At 43.7% G+C, this 22265-nt stretch carries 17 protein-coding genes; 16 read left to right on the top strand and 1 reads right to left on the bottom strand.

Going from position 1 to position 22265, the window contains the following annotated elements:
• The first annotated feature begins 92 nt into the window (after positions 1 to 92).
• The 16 genes from NWQ57_RS04230 (at position 93) to NWQ57_RS04305 (ending at position 20374) form a co-directional block, all read left to right on the top strand.
• Positions 93 to 728 (top strand): type II secretion system protein, encoded by a 636-nt coding sequence (locus NWQ57_RS04230; RefSeq protein WP_306020859.1) that lies wholly within the window; start codon positions 93 to 95, stop codon positions 726 to 728.
• Between the two features lie 113 nt (positions 729 to 841).
• On the top strand, positions 842 to 1360 hold the full coding sequence (locus tag NWQ57_RS04235; RefSeq protein WP_306020861.1) for a prepilin-type N-terminal cleavage/methylation domain-containing protein: 519 nt from the start codon (positions 842 to 844) through the stop codon (positions 1358 to 1360).
• An 82-nt stretch (positions 1361 to 1442) separates the two neighbouring features.
• The gene (locus NWQ57_RS04240) at positions 1443 to 1985 is read left to right on the top strand and encodes a type II secretion system protein (RefSeq protein ID WP_306020862.1); all 543 of its coding nucleotides are present in this window, start codon (positions 1443 to 1445) and stop codon (positions 1983 to 1985) included.
• A complete protein-coding gene (locus tag NWQ57_RS04245; protein WP_306020864.1) occupies positions 1975 to 2556 on the top strand; it encodes a prepilin-type N-terminal cleavage/methylation domain-containing protein in 582 nt (193 codons plus the stop codon). The genes NWQ57_RS04240 and NWQ57_RS04245 overlap by 11 nt, the downstream gene beginning before the upstream one ends.
• Positions 2556 to 3437, top strand: a complete 882-nt coding sequence (locus NWQ57_RS04250) for a type II secretion system protein J (RefSeq protein WP_306020865.1) — start codon at positions 2556 to 2558, stop codon at positions 3435 to 3437. Before NWQ57_RS04245 ends, NWQ57_RS04250 begins: the two co-directional genes overlap by 1 nt.
• Positions 3427 to 3864: an MSHA biogenesis protein MshP gene (locus tag NWQ57_RS04255; RefSeq protein WP_306020867.1), complete on the top strand. Its 438-nt coding sequence runs from the start codon at positions 3427 to 3429 to the stop codon at positions 3862 to 3864. Before NWQ57_RS04250 ends, NWQ57_RS04255 begins: the two co-directional genes overlap by 11 nt.
• Before the next feature lie 17 nt (positions 3865 to 3881).
• Entirely contained in the window at positions 3882 to 8093 is a 4212-nt protein-coding gene (locus tag NWQ57_RS04260) for a DUF6701 domain-containing protein (protein ID WP_306020868.1), read from the top strand.
• Between the two features lie 313 nt (positions 8094 to 8406).
• Positions 8407 to 9450: a rod shape-determining protein gene (locus NWQ57_RS04265; protein WP_068373934.1), complete on the top strand. Its 1044-nt coding sequence runs from the start codon at positions 8407 to 8409 to the stop codon at positions 9448 to 9450.
• 60 nt (positions 9451 to 9510) lie between these two features.
• On the top strand, positions 9511 to 10371 hold the full coding sequence (mreC, locus tag NWQ57_RS04270; RefSeq protein ID WP_306020871.1) for a rod shape-determining protein MreC: 861 nt from the start codon (positions 9511 to 9513) through the stop codon (positions 10369 to 10371).
• Positions 10371 to 10847, top strand: coding sequence for a rod shape-determining protein MreD (mreD, locus tag NWQ57_RS04275; RefSeq protein ID WP_306020872.1), 477 nt, complete (start codon positions 10371 to 10373; stop codon positions 10845 to 10847). Before mreC ends, mreD begins: the two co-directional genes overlap by 1 nt.
• Positions 10848 to 10854: 7 nt before the next feature.
• Entirely contained in the window at positions 10855 to 11418 is a 564-nt protein-coding gene (locus NWQ57_RS04280; RefSeq protein WP_372340885.1) for a nucleoside triphosphate pyrophosphatase, read from the top strand.
• Positions 11415 to 12878, top strand: a complete 1464-nt coding sequence (gene rng / locus NWQ57_RS04285; protein WP_306020874.1) for a ribonuclease G — start codon at positions 11415 to 11417, stop codon at positions 12876 to 12878. Before NWQ57_RS04280 ends, rng begins: the two co-directional genes overlap by 4 nt.
• Before the next feature lie 18 nt (positions 12879 to 12896).
• Entirely contained in the window at positions 12897 to 16784 is a 3888-nt protein-coding gene (locus NWQ57_RS04290; RefSeq protein WP_306020876.1) for a YhdP family protein, read from the top strand.
• On the top strand, positions 16777 to 17604 hold the full coding sequence (locus tag NWQ57_RS04295) for a carbon-nitrogen hydrolase family protein (RefSeq protein WP_306020877.1): 828 nt from the start codon (positions 16777 to 16779) through the stop codon (positions 17602 to 17604). Before NWQ57_RS04290 ends, NWQ57_RS04295 begins: the two co-directional genes overlap by 8 nt.
• Complete coding sequence (gene tldD / locus NWQ57_RS04300) at positions 17597 to 19039, top strand: metalloprotease TldD (RefSeq protein WP_306020879.1); 1443 nt, start codon at positions 17597 to 17599, stop codon at positions 19037 to 19039. The genes NWQ57_RS04295 and tldD overlap by 8 nt, the downstream gene beginning before the upstream one ends.
• Positions 19040 to 19324: 285 nt before the next feature.
• Positions 19325 to 20374 carry a phospholipase A gene (locus NWQ57_RS04305; protein ID WP_306020880.1) on the top strand — a complete coding sequence of 350 codons (1050 nt, stop codon included), beginning with the start codon at positions 19325 to 19327 and terminating at the stop codon, positions 20372 to 20374.
• 30 nt (positions 20375 to 20404) lie between these two features.
• On the opposite strand, the gene NWQ57_RS04310 is transcribed toward NWQ57_RS04305, so the two are convergent.
• Positions 20405 to 22213, bottom strand: coding sequence for a hypothetical protein (locus tag NWQ57_RS04310; protein WP_306020882.1), 1809 nt, complete (start codon positions 22211 to 22213; stop codon positions 20405 to 20407).
• Positions 22214 to 22265 lie beyond the last annotated feature (52 nt).

Below are 22265 nucleotides of genomic sequence, written 5' to 3' on the forward strand. Positions count from 1 at the left end.
AACGGGGCAGTATTTCGAATATAAAGTGTTCACCGGTGAAGTGATTAAGCATTAGTCAGTAACAGTAATTTAAAACGTATTCAGAGGTTTAAATGAATAACATTCAACATAGTAGTGCAGCAAGGTTTATGTCAGCAAGGCAACACACAAAAGGTTTTACCTTAATTGAGTTGGTGATTGTGGTGGTGATTTTGGGCTTGTTGGCCGCCACTGCGTTGCCCAGATTGTTAGATGTTACAAAAGATGCTGAAGATGCTACCGTCGATGGTGTTGCAGGTGGTTTTGCTTCTGCTGTTGGCCTTGTGCGAGCGCAATGGGAGTTGGAAGGGCGCCCGCAAGAAAATAACGGGACTAATTCTACTTTTGTTTCTATCAACGGTATTCAGATTGGGGTAGACAAGGATACGGGTTATCCCACAGGCCAGTTAGATACCGATAGTAGTTCGGAAGACAATCAAGTGAGCACCTTGGACTGTGAAAGTATTTTCAATTTGATTATGCAAAGTGCACCAACTATTTCTTCAGATTGGGACAATAGACCCTTTGACAATTATCGTTATTTTACTAATCTTCGAGCAGGGACTGGCGCAGGGGGGAATGACGTTTGTTATTATTATTTAACGCAAACCATCAAAAACCAAAGTAATGAACCCAATGACAATTTAAGTGGCAATGGCTTTATTTATGATCCACGAATAGGCCAAGTCATTGTGTTTAGTAATAATTAATCATACCTTTGGATAAGACGAGATAATTATAGATGCTGGTATACGCTAAGCTTTTAGTGTTATAAACCAAGGTTATAGCTGAAAATATTAAAATTTCTTTTGAGGACAGCAACATGCAACAGCAAAAAGGTTTTACGTTAATCGAACTTATTATCGTCATTGTGATTTTAGGCATCTTAGCCGTCACTGCTGCGCCTAAGTTTCTTGATATTCAGAATGATGCCAAAGGTGCGACCATTAGCGCAGTAGAAGCGTCATTAAAATCAGTAAATTCAATAGTGTATGGTAAAGCCCTAATTGCTGGCGAAACAGCAGCAACTGGCACTGTTGCCGTAAATGGAAGTGACTACGATTTAGTTAATGGTTATTTGGCTGCAGACCAAACGACATCTGGTAGTGATATTCTTGATCTGTTAGAGCTAGACGGTGAATTTGCTCCAAGCTCAACCTTAGGAACAGGCAGCGCAGGAAGTGGTAGTCCAGCTGCAGGTTCGATAGCGTTGACTTTTTACGGTTTTGATGACACCAGTTATGACTATTCTAGCTCTGATGCAGGCTGCTTTATTTTGTATACCGATGCTGCTTCTGGTGCAACCCCCACTATCACCGCCAAGACTGATGGATGTAATTAACCGTCATCAATCTTGATATTTTTTAGGCCATTAAAGTGATTTTAATGGCCTTTTTGTTAAATACGACAAACTCGTGATGTATATGGCACCTAAACCAAGGGCTGGTCAACAACGTGGTTTTAGTTTGGTTGAACTTATTACTGTCGTTATTTTGATAGGTGTACTGTCGGTTTTCGTTGGCAGTCGTTTTATTGGTGGTAATGGTTTTGCTGAGTATGTTTATCAAGCGAAAGTTATTGCAGTATTACGAGTCATGCAAACCCGAGCAATGCATGACACCCGACCTGGTTATTGCTTTCAAGTGAATTTTGATTCCTCGCCTTCTTCCTTTGGGCCGCCATCATTAAATTACACCGGTGGTGCCAGTAGTGATACCTGCAGTACTATCATCGACACCAGCAATCCAGATAATCTATTCACTAGTGACGCTGAAATGTTGGCCAATAATGTGTCTTTTAGCGCCGTCACAGATGGTAGTGTTCCACTTGATTTTATTGGTTTTGATAACTTGGGGCGGCCTTTAACTGCAGAAACAAACTGTGCAGCGGGTTGTAAAATTGATGTCCTAGGCGAGAAAACGGTGTCAGTGTGCGTAGAAGCCCAAGGATACGTGCATGCTTGTTAGCCATTCACGCCTTCATGGCGGATTTAGCTTAATCGAATTAATAATAGGCATTGTGGTTTTTGCTGTAGCCTTAAGTCTGTTTGCTGCTTTGATTGTGCCGCAAGCGAGTCGAAGTGCAGATCCTATATTGCAAGTTAGAGCGACTGAACTAGCGCAATCCATGATGAATGAGATATCGAGTAAATCATTTGATCAACAATCTTCTAGAGTAGGCGGCGAAGCCCGCTGCAATGAAAACGCCAATCCCTGCACAGCGTCTAACAGCTTAGGTGCTGATGGCAGTGAGTCGCGGACACATTATAATGATGTTGATGATTACAACGGCCTTGACGAAGAGGGCGCTGATATCAAAAATAGTTTCGGAACAGAGGTAAGCATTGACGGTGATGCCCTTTATCAGGGCTTTCGTGCTCAGGTTGTGGTTTATTATGATGACAACATGGATGGCGTTGATGATGCCATCAGTTCAGGCAACAGCAATTATGTGGGTAATACGAAGTATATCCAAATTTCTATCACAAGCCCCACTCAGCAAGCCCTTATCTTTAGTAGTTACCGGAGCAACTACTGATGCCCAGAGTTCCACGTTTTCGTAATAAACAATCCGGTCTAACACTTATTGAATTAGTCACGGTCATTGTAGTGTTGGCGATAGTATCGATTGGTATTTCCGCTTTTTTACGCAAAGGGTTTGAAATCTATGCGGGCACAACTGAGCGTGATCAATTGTTGAGCGAAAGTCGTTTTGTGATAGAGCGCTTAAATCGAGAACTGCGTAAATCGATCCCTAACAGTTTAAGAATAAAACATGATCTCAGCCAAGAGGTTCAGTGTTTAGAATTTGTACCAGCCGAATGGGTGGCGTTTTATACACGGATACCCGTTTTTCCGAATACCGATTTGCGTGCAAGAGTGGTGGAGATAGCGGGCAATACCGCGCAGTTTAATTTACAAGCGAATGATTACGCCTTTGTTTACCCCACAACTGATGCTGATATTTACGCTAGCGCCAGTGAAAAACGCCGTTCTATTTTAGCTTGCTCATCTAATATTGATGCTGACAATAACGGGCTAGCGGATGGTGACGGCAACTGCAATACCATAGGCAGCAGCAGTAATGTAGTAGAGTTAACAGTGGATGATAGTTTTCAAGGTCAGTCGCCGGCATCTCGGATGTACTTTGGTCGCAAGAGCATCAGTTTTTGTGTGAATGATGACACAATCTCTCGTCATGAAGATACGATTAAAACCGAGCAAACCTTATATCTAACAGGGGGGGACGTGATGGCTGAAAAAATTAAAAATGATCTAAGTCAGACAACTCAACTACCTTTCGCAATGTCTGGCGCAACGGAAGATCGCAATGGTTTAGTGAATATTAAACTGGCTTTTGAATTGAACAAAGAGCAGATTAATTACAATCTTGAAGTGCATATTCCCAATGCGCCTTAACGTAAGATATTTACATGGTCAGAGGGGCAGTCGGGGGAGTATGTTGGTCTTAGCCTTGTTTGTTATTGTGGTTATGGCTTTTTTGGGTGTGGCATTGACAAAATTGTTATCCACAGCGAGTGAAGCAGTGAGCTATGAAGTGTTGGGTCAAAGAGCGCTAAATGCCGCTAAAGCAGGCATTGAATGCCAATTGGCTGTCACATTCCCCTTATCAGATCCTCAGCCAGCTTATTGTGTAAGCCCCGCATCTTATTCTTTTGGCGATGTGCCAGGCTTGGAAAATTGTGCCTACAATACCTCGGTGGTGAGTAAAGTGGTACAAGATGATTTAATTATAAAAAACTACTATCAATTTACCAGCACCGGACAATGTATCGTGGGCAAGATAGTGGTTAGTCGCACACTTTACATCGATGCGATGCTGTAAAAGGCGGAAGGCTTAAGATGCAGAATCCAGCTTGGCAAAAGAGATTTCAACGAAACCTACACAACGTCTTATCGCTTTTGTTGCTGTCACTCTTTTGGTCGGAATTTGCTGCTGCAAGCTCAATCAAAGGGTATCTGACGGCAGACAACCGATTTGACGTTTATTTTAGTACTGATGATAGTGTGCGCGGGGTTTATCTGGGGTCTGGAAGTGACTGGCGTACGACATATACCTTCGATTACAACTTAGATAATGATAAAAACTATTATCTGCATATTGTCGCTAGAAATGACGGCGACATTGCTGGATTTATCGGGCAGTTTAATCTCAGTGGCAGTGGACACGTGTTTGGTAATGGGCAATCTGCGGTTAATAGCGATGTTAGCAATTGGAAAGTGAGTAAAACGGGTTGGGGTAATTATACTGCCCCTTCGCGTATTCAAGGTACTAATGGAGTCAGTCCGTGGGGAACCAGACCCAGTATATCATCCAGCGCCAGCTGGATTTGGACATCGGCCCCTTATAGTGACAGCTTAGTGTATTTTAGCTTGCCTATCAGAACCCAATCGACTACGCCTAGTTTACCGCAATGTGATTCGGTTTTTCCTTCTGTGGCGCAAAGTCATGTGTCATCAGGGCAGTTGTATATTGATGTTGGGGCTAAATTTATTGCGCCACCTTCCACGGCTTTACCTTTTTATCGCGTTAATGTGAATAGTCCCATTGGGACAAGTTGTGACACTGCTGAATGCAGCGCAACAGGCTCTGCCGCTGCAAGTTTAACCTTGCCCAGCTTTCCTGCTAATTCCAGTACACGTAACTATATCGTAACAAATGGTACCTTGGGGCAAGGGATTGCTGATACTAATTTCTTTGGTGATATTTATATTGATGGCGGTTATGGTCGATTTTCGTCTGATTTTTCGACGTATTATATCAGGAAGCTGATAATTCAAAATCGTGGGAAATTGTATCTAAAACCGGGTACCTATTGGGTTGAGCAGCTTACAATGGATGGGGCGAGTAACCAAGGCGACCTTCAAATAAATGTCGAGGGAGCAGGAGAGGTTTATTTATATATAAAAAATAGTGCGGTATTAGGCTCGAAGACCGAAATTAATGGTTTGCGCGAGAATGCAGCACTGAGCTTAAATTTGTATAACAATTTTACCCTAAACAGTTATGCAAAAGCGTCTGGCTTGATTTACGTTAATGGCAATATGATTGCTGGAAGTAGCACTGTAGTAAGTGGGGTAATGTCGAGTAACAATTTACAGTTAAATCCGTATGTCCAGGTACGGTACCAAAGCAGTACTTTAAACGATTTTGATTTTGCCAAGGTTTGCGAAAAAGCGTCTAGCAGTAACTTAATCGCATTTTACGAATTTGAAGCGAGCGATTGGCAAAACAGCAATAGTGTACAAGATTCATCGTTGAACGCTAATCATGGCTCACCTTTGGGCGACGTTAGTTCTCAGTTTCCGATGGGTGATCAAAAATCCTGTAGAGTGTTAGATGTGCCGAGCAGTTCATCTGTTATTAGCAATACCGCGTTAAACACCAATATTAATGTAAAAAATGATATTGGCTCCAGAGGAACAATCTCCTTTTGGTATCGCAGTAATGCGCCTTGGAACGACGCAATCGCCCGGCAACTCTTTGATGCTTCAACTTGGCCTGCCGATGACGTTGTATCAGCCAAGTGGTTTTACATGAGTTTGAGCAGCGGTATCTTACAATTTGGCATTGAAGATACCAATGATGATGATTTAGTGGTCAGTGCTACTGGCCTAAACTACGCCGCTGATGACTGGGTACATGTCGCCGCCACGTGGGACATGCAAGTAGGCAAAGTGCAGCTTTATCTCAATGGCAATCGTGTTGCCACACGGATATTATCAAATTTAAGTGGGCAACTCCCCCCACTAAACACCTTGTACATAGGCGATAACCGAAGTAATTATATCTTTGTTTATCCTGAATACACGCCCAGTATCGTCAGCACACAAAACTCTGCCAACGGGCAATTTGATGATGTCAGAATTTATAAAACCGTGCAGGCGGACAGTGACATTGTTGATGATATGAACAGCTTGGCGCCCTGCGATTTTGTTGACCATTTTCGGATTGAACATGATGGTCAGGGCTTAACTTGCGAAACAGAAGTTGTCACTATCAAAGCATGCACAGACAGCGATTGCACCGATGCTGCACTGTACGATCAATCGACCAGTCTAACTTTGTCGCCGGGCACATGGAACGGAACAGATACCGTCGACTTCGTTGGTTCGACAGCAGTAAATTTAAGCATTGTGACCGCGGGCAGTTATACCTTGAGCAAAACGGGATCATCAATAGACGCCCCCTTACGCTGCTTTAAAGGCAGCGTTGAAACCTGTGATATCGAGTTTGTTGACGCTGGTTTTGAGTTTATTGGTGCTACCGTAAACGATAAAATTTTACCCGATCAGGTAGCTGAAACTAACTTTAGCAATATTCAACTGCGAGCGGTGCAAAATACCAATGGTGTGTGTAAAGCGGCACTAAATGGCAGTCGGGCGATTACCTTTGGCTATGATTGTGACTCGCCTAATACTTGTTTAACACCATTGGCCGCTATTCCCATTAGTAATGCGAATGGCGAAAGCACAGGCAGCGTAAATTTGAGCTTTAATTCTGATGGTATAGCTTCGTTGAGTAGCCTCCAGTATGGAGATGCAGGCCGCTTAAAACTCAGTGCTCAAACCACCTTAAATGGTGCCCAGATTATTCGTGGCACAGGATTTGTTGATGTGTATCCAGCCTATTTACAGCTTAACGTTTCACCAAATACTCTGATATTAAGCGGTGCGGGTGACTCAGGTGTATTTACTGCGGGTGCGCCCTTTGAATTTCACATTGGTGCCTATGGTGCACTAGATAATCTTTTACCCAATTACCAACCTGAGCAACTGAAACTAAAAGTCCAGCGTCTTGCACCGCTGGCTGTAGGCACAGTCGATGGCCAATTCAAATACGGTGGAAGCGCCAGTGCTGTGATTAACAGCAGCCTCGATGCGCAGGGCTTTAGCGCACTTGATTCGCTCGAATTTAACCAAGGCGTGTATGCTTTTAATGGGGCCTACTACACAGAAACAGGCCAAATAAGCTTAAATGTCATGGATGTCAGCTATCTCGGTAACCCTATCCGTGCTCGCAGCGAGGTGACTTTAGACCCCTTTATACCGGCGTATTATGCAGTCGAAGCGCTGTCTAGCTCGCCTAGCTTGCTTAATGTGCAAACGCATTTTACGTATGTAGGCCAAGCTATCTCATTTTCACAAAATCCAATTGTCAAAATTGCCGCTAAAAATGCATTGGATGACACCACTCTCAATAATGACTCTTCAGCGTGGTTACTGCGTCCTTCAGCACTTGATTTGACTTACGTTGATAAGAGCGTTTATGGCGGTGACTGGACCGTTAACAACAGCCCTACACCTTTAATCGTTGGAGATAATAATTACGATGGTTCGGTGTTCGTTGAAGTACCCGGTAGCACTATTACCTACAATAAAGTAGATGAAAATGGGGTTATGCATAGCCCAGTAGATCCCTTTGGTGCATTACTAGATATCGTATTAAATGTGCCATTTTTTACCGATATTAACGGGGTATGTTTTCGTGATAATTATGCGGATAACACCTGCAACGATTTTACGTATGGCGATGTGAGTGGCGCTGATTTACGTTTTGGTCGATTTAGTATGAATGGGACGCATGGGCCGGCTGCCGATTCTTTAACGGTGCCGTTCTCTGCGCAGTATTATCAAGGTGGACAGTGGCTGACGAACACCTTAGACAGTGATAGCCTCATTAATTTTAGTGAAGCCAATGGGCAATTATTGTTAAGTAAATTCGGTAATGCCAGCGCAAATGATTTGACCGGCTTAATTGACCCCGTAAGTAGCTCAGGCTCATTGTTGTCGGGTGTACCAATGAATAACAACGATTTTACTCTCAGCGCCCCGGGCCAAGTCGGTGAGGTGCTATTGAGGCTTAATCCAGTGCTTACTCCTTTGGCGTGGCCGAGTTATCTTAACTATGATTGGAATGCCGACGGTTATATTTGCAACGAAGCCAGTACTTGTCTGGGTTCAGAAGGGGTAGATTATCCCAATGCCGTGATTACCTTTGGGCAATTTAGGGGGAATGACCGGGTTATCCAATGGCGTGAGATATTCAACTGACATTGCTATCAGCTTTGTGAATGTTATTAAGTTAAAAGGCTCCGGCGATACTCTTATGGCCAGAACAAATTTAATATAGCGTGACCTTAATGAGCTACTCAGTCGGCCCGTCGTCATTATCATGTAATCAACGCAATAGCTTATTATTTCACCAGTCTTGGTGCGGATTAGGCTGAATTTCTAGAAACTAGTTAATTTATTTGCTCAAACCCCGCTTTTTATGTTTTTGTTTTACCTGTTTGCTTGCCCATTCAGGGGGCTATTGGTAAAGTTGCTGATTATCTCTCTCACCAACTAGGATGCGGTTTCTTCCATGTTCAAAAAGCTTCGAGGAATGTTTTCCAACGATTTATCAATCGACCTCGGCACAGCCAATACGCTTATTTATATCAAAGACAAAGGTATCGTCTTAAATGAGCCTTCGGTTGTGGCAATTCGTCAAGAAAGAGCAGGGGGACCGAAAAGTGTTGCTGCTGTGGGGACAGAGGCCAAACGTATGTTGGGTCGAACGCCAGGTAACATAAAAGCAATTCGTCCGATGAAAGATGGGGTAATTGCCGACTTTTATGTGACTGAAAAGATGTTACAGCACTTTATCAAACAAGTTCACGATAATAATTTCTTACGTCCAAGTCCTCGTGTTTTGGTATGTGTGCCTTGTGGCTCTACTCAAGTAGAGCGCAGAGCGATTCGTGAATCAGCATTGGGTGCCGGTGCGCGAGAAGTATTTTTGATTGATGAGCCAATGGCCGCTGCAATCGGTGCAGGTTTACCTGTATCAGAGGCAACAGGTTCCATGGTAGTTGATATAGGTGGCGGTACCACTGAAGTCGCTATTATCTCGTTGAACGGTATTGTGTATTCGTCATCAGTGCGTATTGGTGGTGATAAATTTGATGAAGCCATTATTTCTTATATTCGCCGTAACTTTGGTTCACTTATTGGTGAAGCAACGGCCGAGCGTATTAAACACGAAATCGGCGCAGCTTATCCTGCTGAAGAAGTCAAAGAAATTGAAGTACGCGGACGTAATTTAGCGGAAGGCGTACCCCGTAGTTTTACCTTAAACAGCAATGAAATTCTTGAAGCCTTGCAAGAGCCTTTAACGGGTATTGTTTCAGCGGTTATGGTGGCATTAGAGCAATCGCCGCCTGAATTAGCCTCTGATATTTCTGAGCGCGGCATGGTACTCACCGGCGGTGGTGCCTTACTGAAAGACTTAGATCGTTTATTAATGGAAGAAACGGGTATTCCTGTTGTCATAGCAGATGATCCGCTTACCTGTGTAGCACGAGGCGGCGGTAAAGCTTTCGAAATGATTGATTTACACGGAGGCGATTTATTTAGCTACGAATAACTTCTTAATCAAGGTGGCTTGATAGCCAAAGAGTCCAAGTCACCTAACTGGCATTACTTTATGAATCCGATTTTTTCTTCAGGTCCCTCGTTACAAAACAAGCTTGCCTTTGGCTTGATTTTATCTGTTTCGCTTATCATTTTTGATCATAAATTTAACGGGTTTGGGACCACCCGTGTCTACCTCAATTCTTTGGTTAGTCCCTTGCAGTATCTAGCCAATTTGCCCGGTGAACTCATTGATGCCAGCCTAACCCGCTTGTCTTCTCATGAACAACTGCTTGATGAAAATGCCCAATTGACCTTGCAAGCGACCTTAATGAGCCAAGAGCTGCAGCGCATGACATTTTTAAAAGAAGAAAATAGCCGTTTACGGCGCTTATTAAATTCTCCTGCTAAGCAACACACCCGTAAAGAAGTAGCTGAACTGATGGCGGTAGATAACAATCCCTATAGTCATCAGATCTTGATTAATAAAGGCGCGTTAAATGGCGTCTACGAAGGCCAAGCGGTACTGGATGAAAACGGCATTGTTGGTCAAATCATGCAAGTTAGTTCAACCAATAGCCGAGTATTGCTGATCGCAGATATCACCCATGCTATTCCAGTGCGAGTAGCACGCAATAATTTGCGTTTGGTTGTATCAGGCTCTGGTAGTTTAGATGAGCTGCACATTCAGCATGTATCGCACAGTGCCGACCTCAAAGAAGGGGATTTACTACTTTCTTCCGGTCTAGGTAGAGTGTTTCCTGAAGGGTATCCCGTAGCAGAAATTACCTCGATTGTACGTGATGAAACCCGACCTTTTGCGGTTGTACGAGCCAAACCAGTAGCCCAACTTGACCGTTTAAAATATTTGCTGCTTTTATGGTCTGAAGACGACGAAAATAGCCAAATAAGCGCTGAGGAGGAAGCCCCCTAATGCAATTTAGAGCATATGCCATTGCCCTTAGTCTGCTGTGTGCATTGGTATTACAAATTATGCCCATGCCTGCATCCGTTGACCTGTATCGTCCTGAATGGGTATTGCTGGTATTGAGTTATTGGACCCTTGCCCTGCCCCATCGCGTTAACATCGGTATTGCGTTTATCAACGGTCTTATTCTTGATATTTTATTGGGCTCTAGCCTTGGTGTTCACAGTTTAGCGATGTGTGTCAGTATCTATGTATTGGCAGCCAACTATCAACGTTTGCGCAATTATTCGGTCTGGCAACAAGCTATTGTTATCGGGGTGACATCTGCTTTTTACAACCTGATCGTATTTTGGTTGCAGCATATGCTCACCGATGTTTATTTTCTCATTACCTACATGTGGCCTGTAGTGAGTTCGATGGTGATCTGGCCTTGGCTATTTTGGTTATTGCGTAAATTGCGCCGCCAGTTACGCTTAAGTTGATTTGCCTATGTTATTGCTAGCCTCACAGTCACCCCGTCGAGCTGAATTGTTACAACAAATGGGTATCGCGTTTCACACCTTACCCATAAACTTAGACGAAACACGGTTTACTCATGAACCACCCCAAGATTACGTCAGGCGTCTGGCTTGTGCTAAATCAGCCCTAGGCTGGCAGAATTCAGCGCAAGACATGCCGGTGCTTGGTGCTGATACTATCGTGGCAATTGGTCAAGCGGTTCTGGGTAAGCCGCAAGACCAAGCCGACGCTCAGCGTATGTTAAGTTTACTATCTGATAATACCCATTATGTGTACACAGGGCTTGCTATTACTACGGATACTGGGCAAGTTCATTGTGTGGTGTCTACCGAAGTTAAATTTGGGCCCTTATCAGCGCAACAAATTAGCGACTATTGGCATTCGGGTGAGCCTGTGGATAAAGCGGGTAGTTATGCAATACAAGGCATAGGTGGCCAATTTGTACAAAGTATCAAAGGCAGTTATAGCGCAGTGGTAGGTTTACCATTGTTTGAAACCCGCCAACTATTAAATAAAATAGGGTATAAGCCATGAGTGCAGAACTACTGATTAATGTGACGCCATCTGAGTCTCGTGTTGCTCTAATTGAAAATGGTATTTTACAAGAAATTCATATTGAAAGGCACACCAAACGTGGGCTGGTGGGTAACATCTATCGCGGAAAAGTAAGCCGCGTGTTACCTGGCATGCAGGCCGCTTTTGTGGACATTGGCCTAGATAAGGCCGCCTTTTTACACGCTTCGGACATTGCGATACACAGTGAAGTAGAAGAAGAGGTGTCTACCAGCCACATCATTAAACGCGATATCCGTGAGTTAGTCAGAGACGGACAAAACATTGTGGTGCAAGTGGTCAAAGACCAAATTGGCACCAAAGGTGCGCGCTTAACCACCGATATTACGATTCCTTCCCGTTATTTGGTGTTTATGCCAAGTGTCACTCATGTTGGAGTATCACAACGTATTGAAGACGAAAATGAGCGTGAACGTTTAAAATCCCTAGTACAGTGTTTTTGCAGCGAAAATGGTGGTTTTATCTTACGCACCGCTGCCGAAGGCGTAAAAGAGCAAGAGTTAGTGCAAGATGCCGACTTTTTGCGCCGTTTGTGGGAAAAAATCCGTTCAAGAATGAAAAACAAATCGCACATTTTGTATGAAGATTTGCCCTTAGCTCGTCGTGTTCTGCGTGACTTTGTGGGCACAACCCTTGACCGTATTCGCATTGACTCGAAATTGTCTTTGCAAGAGTTGCAACAATTCACTAAAGAATACGTGCCAGAGCTGAATCGTTTACTTGAGTACTATCCGGGTGATCGCCCTATTTTTGATCTGTACGATGTAGAAAACGAATGTCAGCGCTCCTTAGAGCGTCGAGTCGATTTAAAATCCGGTGGCTATTTGATTATTGATCAAACTGAAGCCATGACGACCATCGATATCAATACTGGTGCTTTTGTTGGTCATCGTAATCTCGAAGAAACCATCTTTAACACCAATATTGAAGCCACCTTAGCCATTGCTCGACAACTACGCTTACGGAATTTAGGCGGCATGATCTTAATCGACTTCATTGATATGACAGACCAAGATCATCAACGTCGCGTGATGCATAGTTTAGAGGCAGCTACCGCAAAAGATCGGGCTAAAATTAATATCCATGGCTTTACTGCGCTGGGCTTAATTGAGATGACCCGCAAAAGAACACGCGAAAGTTTAGAACATATCTTGTGTGGAGAGTGTCCTGTCTGTAAGGGGCGCGGCTCAATCAAAACAGTCGAAACAGTTTGTTTTGAAATTATGCGAGAAATCGTTAGAGTGAATCGCGCCTACGACGCTGACAAATTTGTGGTGTACGCCTCACCTGCAGTAGCAGAAGCCTTGCTAGGTGAAGAATCACACATGTTGGCCGAGTTAGAAGTTTTTGTGACCAAACAAATTAAGGTACATACTGAATTGTTATATAACCAAGATCAATTTGACGTTGTGATGATGTAAGGAAACCCACAGAGCAACATGCGCAAGCCTTCATTTTATGTCGCCTACATAGTCAGAAAAATCTGGGCTTTATTTGCTCTGAGCTTAGTCGTGGTCGCCGTAGCGCTCAGTTTATTGCGCTTTTCGTTGCCTTACCTCGATGAACAAAAACACGTTCTTGAGGACTATCTAAGCAAACAGTTTGAAACAGAACTTAGCATTGGCACTATCACCGCTAAATGGCAAGGTACGGGCCCAGCTATCGTGTTGAAAGACGTGATATTAGTGCAAGACCCAGAATCTCCGGTGCAGTTGGATATAGCCGAAACGGTGATTGAATTAGACTTTTGGGATTCGATACTACAACGGCAATTTCAGTCTAATAAATTTGATTTACAAGGCATGCGAATCACCCTTAATTTAGGCTCGTTACGACAAGAAAACAGTGACTATCCCATTGTTGCGGCACTCGAAAAACTATTTTTGCAACAACTGCAGTCGTTCTCTATTAGTGATAGTAGTTTTGTTCTCATTACCCCGAATGACAGCCAAACCGTGTTGATTGACCAAGTGTCGTGGATCAACAAAGAAGGGCGGCACCAAGGTAAGGGGCAAATGCAAGTAGAAGAAATTGCCCGGAACTCAGCTTCATTTATTCTGGATTTGCACGGCAAAGACGAAGACTTGTCTGGAACCTTTTTTGCTAAAGGTGAAGAGTTAGATTTATCACCTTGGATTAATCAATGGTTACTCACCCCATATCAATTAACTGAAAGTCGTGGCAGCTTTGTTATGTGGGCCAGTATTGGGCAAAAAGCGCTCACCTCTATCCAGTTAGATTTGTCGAATAGTCGTTTTAGTTGGGCGGTGGATGATGAAACGATTCAAGCTGCGGTGCTGGGCGGACAAATAAACGCCGCGCCCGACGGCAGTGATTGGGTCATGAATTTAGACCACTTTATGCTGCAAATTAATGATCAACTGACAAACACCAATTGGCTGAGTAAATTAGATGAGCATGGCAATGTCACGATTGCTAACGCAGAGCCAATTGATTTAAGCCCTTATGTGGCGCTCACTCCGCTTTTATTAGATTCAGCAACCAGTGACTTGATTAAAAAATTGCAGCCTAAGGCCCAACTCGACAACCTGCAGTTAGGCTTGAGTTTACGGGACGGGCTCAATTTACAGGCCGATTTAAGCACAATTTCTTGGCAGCAACTCACTGCTGTGCCTGGTTTAACTGGGGCTAAAGCGAATATTACATGGTCAAATAATAAGGGCAAAATACGTTTGCAAAGTGACGACAGCACTTTGGCTGTAGACCAACTTTTACCGCAAAATATTGATTTTTCGACGTTAACGGCCACCCTGTTTTTAGATGCTAGCAATGATGGCATTGTTCTTAGCAGTGAAGATATTAAGCTGCAGAGCAAAGAAATCAATCTCAGTCCGCAGTTTTACTTTAACAGTAAAAACCAGTTTTTAAGCGTTAGTGCCAATGTGGCCAAAATGGACGTGGCAGACCTTCAGCATTATTACCCCGCAGAATTGATGGGTGCAGATACGCAAGCGTATTTAACTGATGCCCTGAGAACAGGCACAGTAAAAGGCGCACAAGTGCTGTGGTTTGGTCAATTGGATCAATTTCCGTTTAAACAGCAGCAAGGTATTTTTCAGACTAGTGTGGATATTGAAGACGGTAATTTGCGTTTTGCCAGTGAGTGGCCAGCTTTAAGCGAATTAGATATTAATCTGTTATTTGAGAATGAAGGGCTGTGGATGACAGGCCGCAAGGAATCTGCTGTACATGGCAAATTACTGGATGTGAAGTTAGCCAACTTGTATGCCGCAATACCCAGTTTATCCAAAGGTGCGGTGTTAACTATTGATGCCAAAGGCTTAGCCAGCGGTCAACATGTTCGCGATTTAATGGCGCAAAGTAGCTTGGCAAATAGTTTAGGGCAAGCGCTGCAACAAGTGCAGATAGATAATCAGTTAGAGGCGACACTGAAGCTGGTTATTCCTTTAGCTGAGCCAAATGTGGTGGCTAGTGGCAAGGTTAAACTCGCTGATAGCAACGTTATTATTACCAGTTTAGGTATGGAATTAGAGCACGCACAGGGCCAGGTGAGTTTTATTAATGACAAGGTCACATTTACGGATTTAAACGCTACATTGTTGGGGCAAGCAGTCCAGGCGTCTTTTACCGGTCAACAGCGAGATGAGCAGTATCAGGCCGATATTAAACTACGTGGAAATTGGCAGGCACAAGCCTTATTTGATGAGACATTTCCAGCCATTGCCACTTACCTTAAAGGTCATAGTCAATGGCAAGCTGATGTTGCCCTGAGCTTGCCGGAAGAGGGCTATGAATATAGTGCGGTGATAAAATCTGATTTAGTTGATCTGAGCTCGTCTTTTCCTGCCCCTTTTGATAAAAAAGCCAGTCAATCTCGCTCTCTTATACTGGAAGCGAAAGGGAATAAACAAGCCACTACAGTCAAACTAAACTTAGGTGATAAGGTCAGTTTTAGCGGCAATTTACCCCATGAAAGTATGCAGTTTTCACGTGCGCACTTGGCTATTGGGGAGTCGGATTTAGTCGGCATGGGCTTAGGTTTTAGTATTTCAGCAAAAGTTGAACAACTGGATGCTGATGCTTGGTATCAAACCATCAGCGACTTACTGTCTCAAACCGAACAGTTAGGCGATTCTTCACCGGTTTTAGACGCTCCTAAACGTGTTTTTGTCAGTGCAGACACGGCCTTGTTGGCGGGACAAAAAGTAACAAATTTAGAAGTCGTAGCCAAAAACACCAATGACAGTTGGTTACTTGATATCAATGCCAAAGAAACACGCATGGAAGTGGCTTTATACAAAGATTGGTTAGGCCAAGGCGTGAATATCAATGCTGACTTTATCGATGTTGCAAGCTGGCAAAGCACGAGTGAAACTGACGAGCCTCGGGTTAAGCCAGAGCTTGACCCAAATCGCTTCCCGCCCATCAATTTCTCTTGTCAGCGATGCAGTATATTAAACAACGATTTGGGCAAGATAGATTTTGTGTTGCAGCGCAGTGCAAATGGTATGCATATTGATAGCCTAAGGTTGAATAATAGCAATGGTGTGTTGTATGCCGAAGGTGATTGGTTTATCAATCAAGGGCAAAGCAGTACACGCTTAAAAGGTGAGTTAAGTAGCAGCGATTTTGGTGCCTTGTTAAAAGGTTTTCAATTTAATTCGGGCATCAAAGATTCAAATGCATCAGCTAAATTTGATTTAAGTTGGCAGCAAGCGCCCTATGAATTTAATTTTGCGACCTTAAGTGGCAATATGGATTGGCGTTTAAGTGATGGCTATTTAACTGAAATTACGGATAAAGGCTCGCGTATTTTTAGCATTCTGAGCTTGGACTCTTTGGTGCGCAAACTAAAGCTCGACTTTAGAGACGTGTTTGCGAAGGGCTTTTTCTACGACAAAATGACCGGCTCATTTCAAATTCAAAATGGCCTGGTGGATACTCGCGATACTCTGGTTGACGGTGGTGCGGGAGAAATCACTATGTTGGGCTACACCGATTTAAATAGCCAAGAATTAAATTATCATATTTCATTTGTGCCCAAAGTAACGTCAAGTTTACCTGTCATTGTGGCGTGGATGGTCAACCCGGCAACGGCCTTAGCAGCATTAGCACTGGATCAAGTGTTAACCTCTGCAAAGGTGATTTCAAACATAAAGTTTTCGTTAACGGGTACCTTTGATGAACCGGTGATTGAAGAATTAGGCCGCGACAGTAAAGAAATTACTTTGCCCGCGCGCACTGCGCCAACTAGCGGTGAATCAAATCCCAGTATTCAAGGCAGCAATATTGATAGCCAGCCGGTTAGTTTGCAAATAGTGCCAGAGGAGTTAATCAGTGGCTAAACTTGTTGCCGTACAAATGACCTCAAGCCCTGTGGTGGCCGACAATTTAAGATTTGTCGAACAACAATTACAGCAACTTGAAGTAAATGAACCTACCTTAGTGGTATTGCCAGAATGTTTTGCGTGTTTTGGGGCTGGCGATAAAGCCATCTTAGGCATCGCTGAAACACCGCATGATGGACCTGTGCAAACCCAGTTATGTGCTTTGGCAAAAAAGTATGGCATTTGGCTGGTGGCAGGCAGTTTTCCTCTTAAATGTGCGACATCAGATAAGTATACCGCGTCAAGTTTGCTGATTGATGACTTGGGGCATGTGCAGGCCGAATACCAAAAGATCCATTTGTTTGATGTGCAAGTAGCAGATAATACCGGTAGTTATTTAGAATCTCGCACTACTGAGGCCGGACGAAATGTAGTGGTAGTGGATACCCCCTTTGGTAAATTGGGTTTGGCTATTTGTTACGATATCCGTTTTGCCGGACTGTTTCAGGCTATGAGCCAATTAGCACAGCTTGATATGTTGGCCTTACCTGCTGCCTTTACGCAGTTAACTGGTCAGGCACATTGGCACGCATTGATAACTGCCAGAGCGATTGAAAACCAGTGTTATTTAATCGCAGCTAATCAAACGGGTGAGCACGCTAACCAACGGCAAACCTATGGCCACTCCAGTATAATTTCACCTTGGGGTGAGACCTTGGCGCAATTAGCCACAGAAACAGGTACAATTAGCACCATTATCGATACTCAGGCGCTAGCGACAATTCGTCGCAATATGCCTATTGCTCAACATAACAAATTCAGGAGTTACCTTGTCTAACTTGGTAGAAGCAAACTTACTCGACGCCTCAAATCTCAATCGTTCATCATTGTCTTCAGCTCTGGATATTATTTATCAACATGACAACGATTTTGCTGATCTGTATTTTCAGTCAAGCCAGCATGAAACTTGGGCATTGGAAGACGGCATTATCAAAGAGGGGAGTTATAACATCGAACGGGGCGTTGGTGTACGTGCCGTGAGTGGTGAAAAGACCGGCTTTGCCTATTCTGACGATATTTCGCCTGAAGCCTTGATAAAAGCAGCGACAGCAGCGCGTACTATCACGGGCGCCGGTGGTAAACATAAAGTTGCACCCATCAAAGAAACTAAAATCGATCCCCGCTATTACCAACAAAACCCATTATTGGGTATGCAAGAACAAGAAAAAATCGCTCTGTTACGTGCAGTTGATGAGTACCTGCGTAGAGAAGAACCCGGCCTAACCCAAGTTAGCGTGAGCATCAGTGGTGTATATGAAGAAATCCTGATTGCTGCTACTGACGGTACTTTTTGTACCGATATTCGCCCGTTGATTCGTTTGAATTGTTCAGTGTTAATGGAAAAAGACGGCCGCCGTGAAAAAGGCAGTTCTGGCATGGGTGGACGTTACGCATACGATTATTTTGTACAGCAAGAAGATGGCCGTAAACGCTACGAACAATTAGCCGATGAAGCGATTCATATGGCAAGAGTGAATATGCAAGCTATAGCCGCACCGGCTGGACAAATGCCAGTTGTGCTGGGTAGCGGCTGGCCAGGTGTTTTACTGCATGAAGCAGTCGGCCATGGTTTAGAAGGCGACTTTAATCGTAAAGGCGCCTCTACCTTTAGTGGCCGTATTGGCCAGCAAGTGGCTGCGCGAGGTTGTACTATTGTTGATGATGGCACTCTGGCTAATCGTCGTGGTTCATTGAGTGTAGATGACGAGGGAACGCCAAGTCAGTACAACGTATTGATTGAAGACGGTATTCTTAAAGGTTACATGCAAGACAAACTTAATGCCCGTTTGATGGGGGTGAAACCCACAGGTAATGGTCGCCGTGAGTCTTATGCGCAGTTGCCCATGCCGCGGATGACCAATACCTACATGTTAGCAGGTCAGTATTCGCCAGAAGAAATCATCGCCTCTATCGATAAAGGCATATACGCACCTAATTTTGGGGGTGGGCAAGTCGATATCACCTCAGGTAAATTTGTCTTCTCTACTTCAGAAGCGTATTTAATCGAGAAGGGAAAAATTACTAAACCTATTAAAGGCGCAACCTTAATTGGCAATGGCCCAGAAGCCATGCAAAAGGTCTCAATGATAGGTAACGATTTGTCATTAGATAAAGGTGTAGGCGTGTGTGGTAAAGATGGTCAATCAGTACCTGTAGGTGTGGGGCAGCCTACCCTCAAGGTTGATGAATTGACTGTTGGCGGTACTGCATAAAGTTAAAGCGGCTTTACATTATCCGTATTATTGCGGCTATCAATCTACGTTGCTTTTGAGCCACAAAGATAGCCGCACATTCTTCAAGTCCACGAGTTGCTGGCCAAAATAACCACACTTGATGTCTACCGGCACAAAGTGCTTTTATTGCTAATTTTACCCTATGAATACCACTTTCACTGCGATTGCCCAGTGAGTTTGGCAGGGTTTATTGACAAAAAAGGATGAAATGCAGGCACGACCGTTTTAAAGTGATGCAAACCCCTTCTAACTAAGCTATTTGCTATGTTCACTTTGTTTATTTCAATTAATCAAAACAAGGCTTTACTACTGAGCGCGTTAGTCGCAATGTTAATGAGCTCTGGGTCTGTTGCTCAGGATATTGACGACGCTTGTGTTCTAAAAATAGTCAAAGAAGCAAGCGATACCTTAACCGTGGCCGAAATAAGACGACAGTGTATTAAAGCGACAATTGCTGAAGTTGAAATTGCAGATACCACATCTGTAGAACCTTTAATTATGACTGGTGCGCTACACGATCGGATCATGGGCGAAAAAAAGACTGAATTAAATCCCTACGTTATTACGCCCCATCGCATGACCTATATTCTTCCAGCCCTGACCACAAACTCGATTAATAAACATGCTTACCGCAGTCTTGAAGGCTTTGAAGAGAATTTAGAAGATATTGAAGCCAAGTTTCAAATCAGCCTCAAAGCCCCGCTTAATAGAAACGACCTATTTATTGAAGGCGACGGCGTGTACCTTGGTTTTACCCTACAAGCGTGGTGGCAAATATACGCCCAAGGTATATCAAGGCCATTTAGAGAGACTAACTATCAACCTGAAATATTTTATGCAGCGCCATTGGGTTTTCATCCACTTGGCGGTAATACCGGAGTGATGGTTGGCATTGAGCACCAATCGAACGGCAGAGGCCAAGGCTTATCGCGAAGCTGGAATCGCATCTATAGTAATTTTCTCTTTGAAAAAGAAAATTTTGCGCTCTCCTTTAGACCTTGGATAAGGCTGTCAGAGAGTCAGAAGCAGTATGAACTCGATCCAGATGGTGACGATAATCCTGACATTGAAGATTATATGGGCCATTTTGAATTAGGCATGGCGTATAAATGGGACACCATTGAAGTCAGTTTTTTGGGTAGGCGGAATGTTGATACTAACAAAGGTTTTATAGAGATTGGTTTCACCTTTCCATTATTGGGAAAACTAAAAGGCTATGTTACCGCGTCTGATGGTTATGGAGAGAGTTTGATTGATTATAATTATCGGCAAACGCGTTTTGGCCTGGGTATTGCCTTAAACAATATTCTATAGCGCCCTGATGATTGCAGTCCGCGTTATCCATTAAAGTAAGTTTATTGACAAGGTTAAACTTGAACTGTTTTGTTTCGGTGTTGTTACCGTAACGCTGACTGTCGCTTCGCTTGCAGGGTCCTCATCAGTTAGCGTGTTTGTTAATTCAAATCTTGTGATAGTGCCGCCAGGCACAGAGGTATTAGCTACAGTTTGTCCCTCGATGATTGCTAAGGATCCTTTATTTGTCGTCATGCTAACGGTGGTATTTACCGGCATAGGGTTTGCGTTTTCATCGGCAATAAAAACAACGAATTGGGCTGTTTCCCCTCGTGCTATAGAATCTTTTGGCGAGTGCGTGACTACGCTATGGTTGCTCGCTAGAGTGTCGTTGTTTTTATTTACGACATCAATATGGGCGTCTTTACCCGACATCACCAATACCAGTGCTTTGCGCACATGTATGGTATCTGCACGTGGTTGACATAAATTTGAGGCTGCACATTGAGGCCCGCTAAACAGCGAGTCTGCTTCGTCAAAGGCGCCATTATTATTGTAATCATAAAAGAATTCATTGCTGGAACGTAAATTATCTTCGTTGTCATCCCGCCACGATTCAGACATGTCGATAAACCCAGAACTGATATTTTGATAGTTGCCTAAGCCACTGGATACATTTTGAATAACCACAGCGCTGCCATCTTCATCGTCAAATGTGTTATTTCCATTACTGTCAATAAACGATTCATGCCCAACCGAAGTGGCCAATATAGTGACTCTGCCGTCATGAGGTCTTGGCGCTGCGCTGGTCCAAGTCACACTACACGAGCCATTAGTGATTAAGCATTGCGAGCTTATTTGGCCGCCTTCAGCAGTGAAAAGAACTGCAGTTCCATCGGGCGCTGGGTTACCAAACGTGTCGGATAATCTCGCCGTAATGGATATTTGCTCACCATCAAAATGGAGTGACTCACTGTTGAATACATTGCTACTAAGTGAAAACCCGCGTTGAGTTGGGAGGCCAGTGCTGACTGTTATTAGCTCGGATTGTGAGGTAATAATTTCGCCATTTGCCCCGATAATGCTGGCGTTGATTCTAAGTGAAGTAGGCACAGTGCCGGCAGTAAGCTCAACACTTACTATGCCATTTTCATCACTTAAAGCGGAAGTTTTATTGAGGCTAAGTCCACCAATCTGAGTTGATAATGAAAAATGCACCTCTTGGCCTGCCAAGGCAATATTATTGGCACTATTAATGGAAAACGTGGCAATGGTTTTTGCTTGAGTGGTGTTATCGGCGGTATTGAACATAACAATTTGGGCAGCACTAAGCGCCGAAAAACGAATACTGCCGATTGCATCGGGCAAAATGTCGACATACGCGATGGCCGTGCTGGTGGTATCGTCAATGGTCACTGAAGCCGTAATCTGATCGCTTGTGCCACTATTACCGCCGCAACCTCGGTCAATAAAGGTATTGCTGACCTGACCATTGACGGTAACTAACGACTGACTTAGGCTTGCCAAGTTGGATTCAAGGCAATTAGAACTAAAGCTAACGGTAGTGGCCTCTTGCACTCTAGCAAAATTGGCATCAACCAATACCGCTGTGACATCAATGGCACCGCCTGCACTTATTTGCGCAATACCATTGACGTCAAAGCTGATGCCTAATTTACCTTCAACAAACTGACCATCAGTATCGAAATAACCAAGCTTGTAAGACACAAGATCTAAATTGTTGTCAGCATCACTATTATTAAAAGGATCGGTGCCATTGTCGCCAGAAACACCTCCTCCGCAGCTCAATAAACCGCAAGTGATGATAAGCATCAAAAAATGCTGTGCGTACTTCATCATGCTATTTAACCATTAATGGCTTGCTGTAAATATTTGAAAAGCTCTCTTGCCG

The organism is Paraglaciecola sp., assembly GCF_030730205.1.
In the GTDB taxonomy this organism is placed as follows: Bacteria; Pseudomonadota; Gammaproteobacteria; order Enterobacterales; family Alteromonadaceae; genus Paraglaciecola.

Excerpts from the sequence above, each read along its gene's own strand:
- NWQ57_RS04290 (WP_306020876.1), top strand. The coding sequence starts at position 12,897 with ATGCGCAAGCCTTCATTTTATGTCGCCTACATAGTCAGAAAAATCTGG.
- NWQ57_RS04310 (WP_306020882.1), bottom strand. The coding sequence starts at position 22,213 with ATGATGAAGTACGCACAGCATTTTTTGATGCTTATCATCACTTGCGGT.
- NWQ57_RS04305 (WP_306020880.1), top strand. The coding sequence starts at position 19,325 with ATGTTCACTTTGTTTATTTCAATTAATCAAAACAAGGCTTTACTACTG.
- NWQ57_RS04260 (WP_306020868.1), top strand. The coding sequence starts at position 3,882 with ATGCAGAATCCAGCTTGGCAAAAGAGATTTCAACGAAACCTACACAAC.
- NWQ57_RS04265 (WP_068373934.1), top strand. The coding sequence starts at position 8,407 with ATGTTCAAAAAGCTTCGAGGAATGTTTTCCAACGATTTATCAATCGAC.
- NWQ57_RS04240 (WP_306020862.1), top strand. The coding sequence starts at position 1,443 with ATGGCACCTAAACCAAGGGCTGGTCAACAACGTGGTTTTAGTTTGGTT.
- NWQ57_RS04230 (WP_306020859.1), top strand. The coding sequence starts at position 93 with ATGAATAACATTCAACATAGTAGTGCAGCAAGGTTTATGTCAGCAAGG.
- NWQ57_RS04235 (WP_306020861.1), top strand. The coding sequence starts at position 842 with ATGCAACAGCAAAAAGGTTTTACGTTAATCGAACTTATTATCGTCATT.
- NWQ57_RS04250 (WP_306020865.1), top strand. The coding sequence starts at position 2,556 with ATGCCCAGAGTTCCACGTTTTCGTAATAAACAATCCGGTCTAACACTT.
- NWQ57_RS04245 (WP_306020864.1), top strand. The coding sequence starts at position 1,975 with ATGCTTGTTAGCCATTCACGCCTTCATGGCGGATTTAGCTTAATCGAA.
- rng (WP_306020874.1), top strand. The coding sequence starts at position 11,415 with ATGAGTGCAGAACTACTGATTAATGTGACGCCATCTGAGTCTCGTGTT.
- NWQ57_RS04255 (WP_306020867.1), top strand. The coding sequence starts at position 3,427 with ATGCGCCTTAACGTAAGATATTTACATGGTCAGAGGGGCAGTCGGGGG.
- NWQ57_RS04280 (WP_372340885.1), top strand. The coding sequence starts at position 10,855 with ATGTTATTGCTAGCCTCACAGTCACCCCGTCGAGCTGAATTGTTACAA.
- mreD (WP_306020872.1), top strand. The coding sequence starts at position 10,371 with ATGCAATTTAGAGCATATGCCATTGCCCTTAGTCTGCTGTGTGCATTG.
- mreC (WP_306020871.1), top strand. The coding sequence starts at position 9,511 with ATGAATCCGATTTTTTCTTCAGGTCCCTCGTTACAAAACAAGCTTGCC.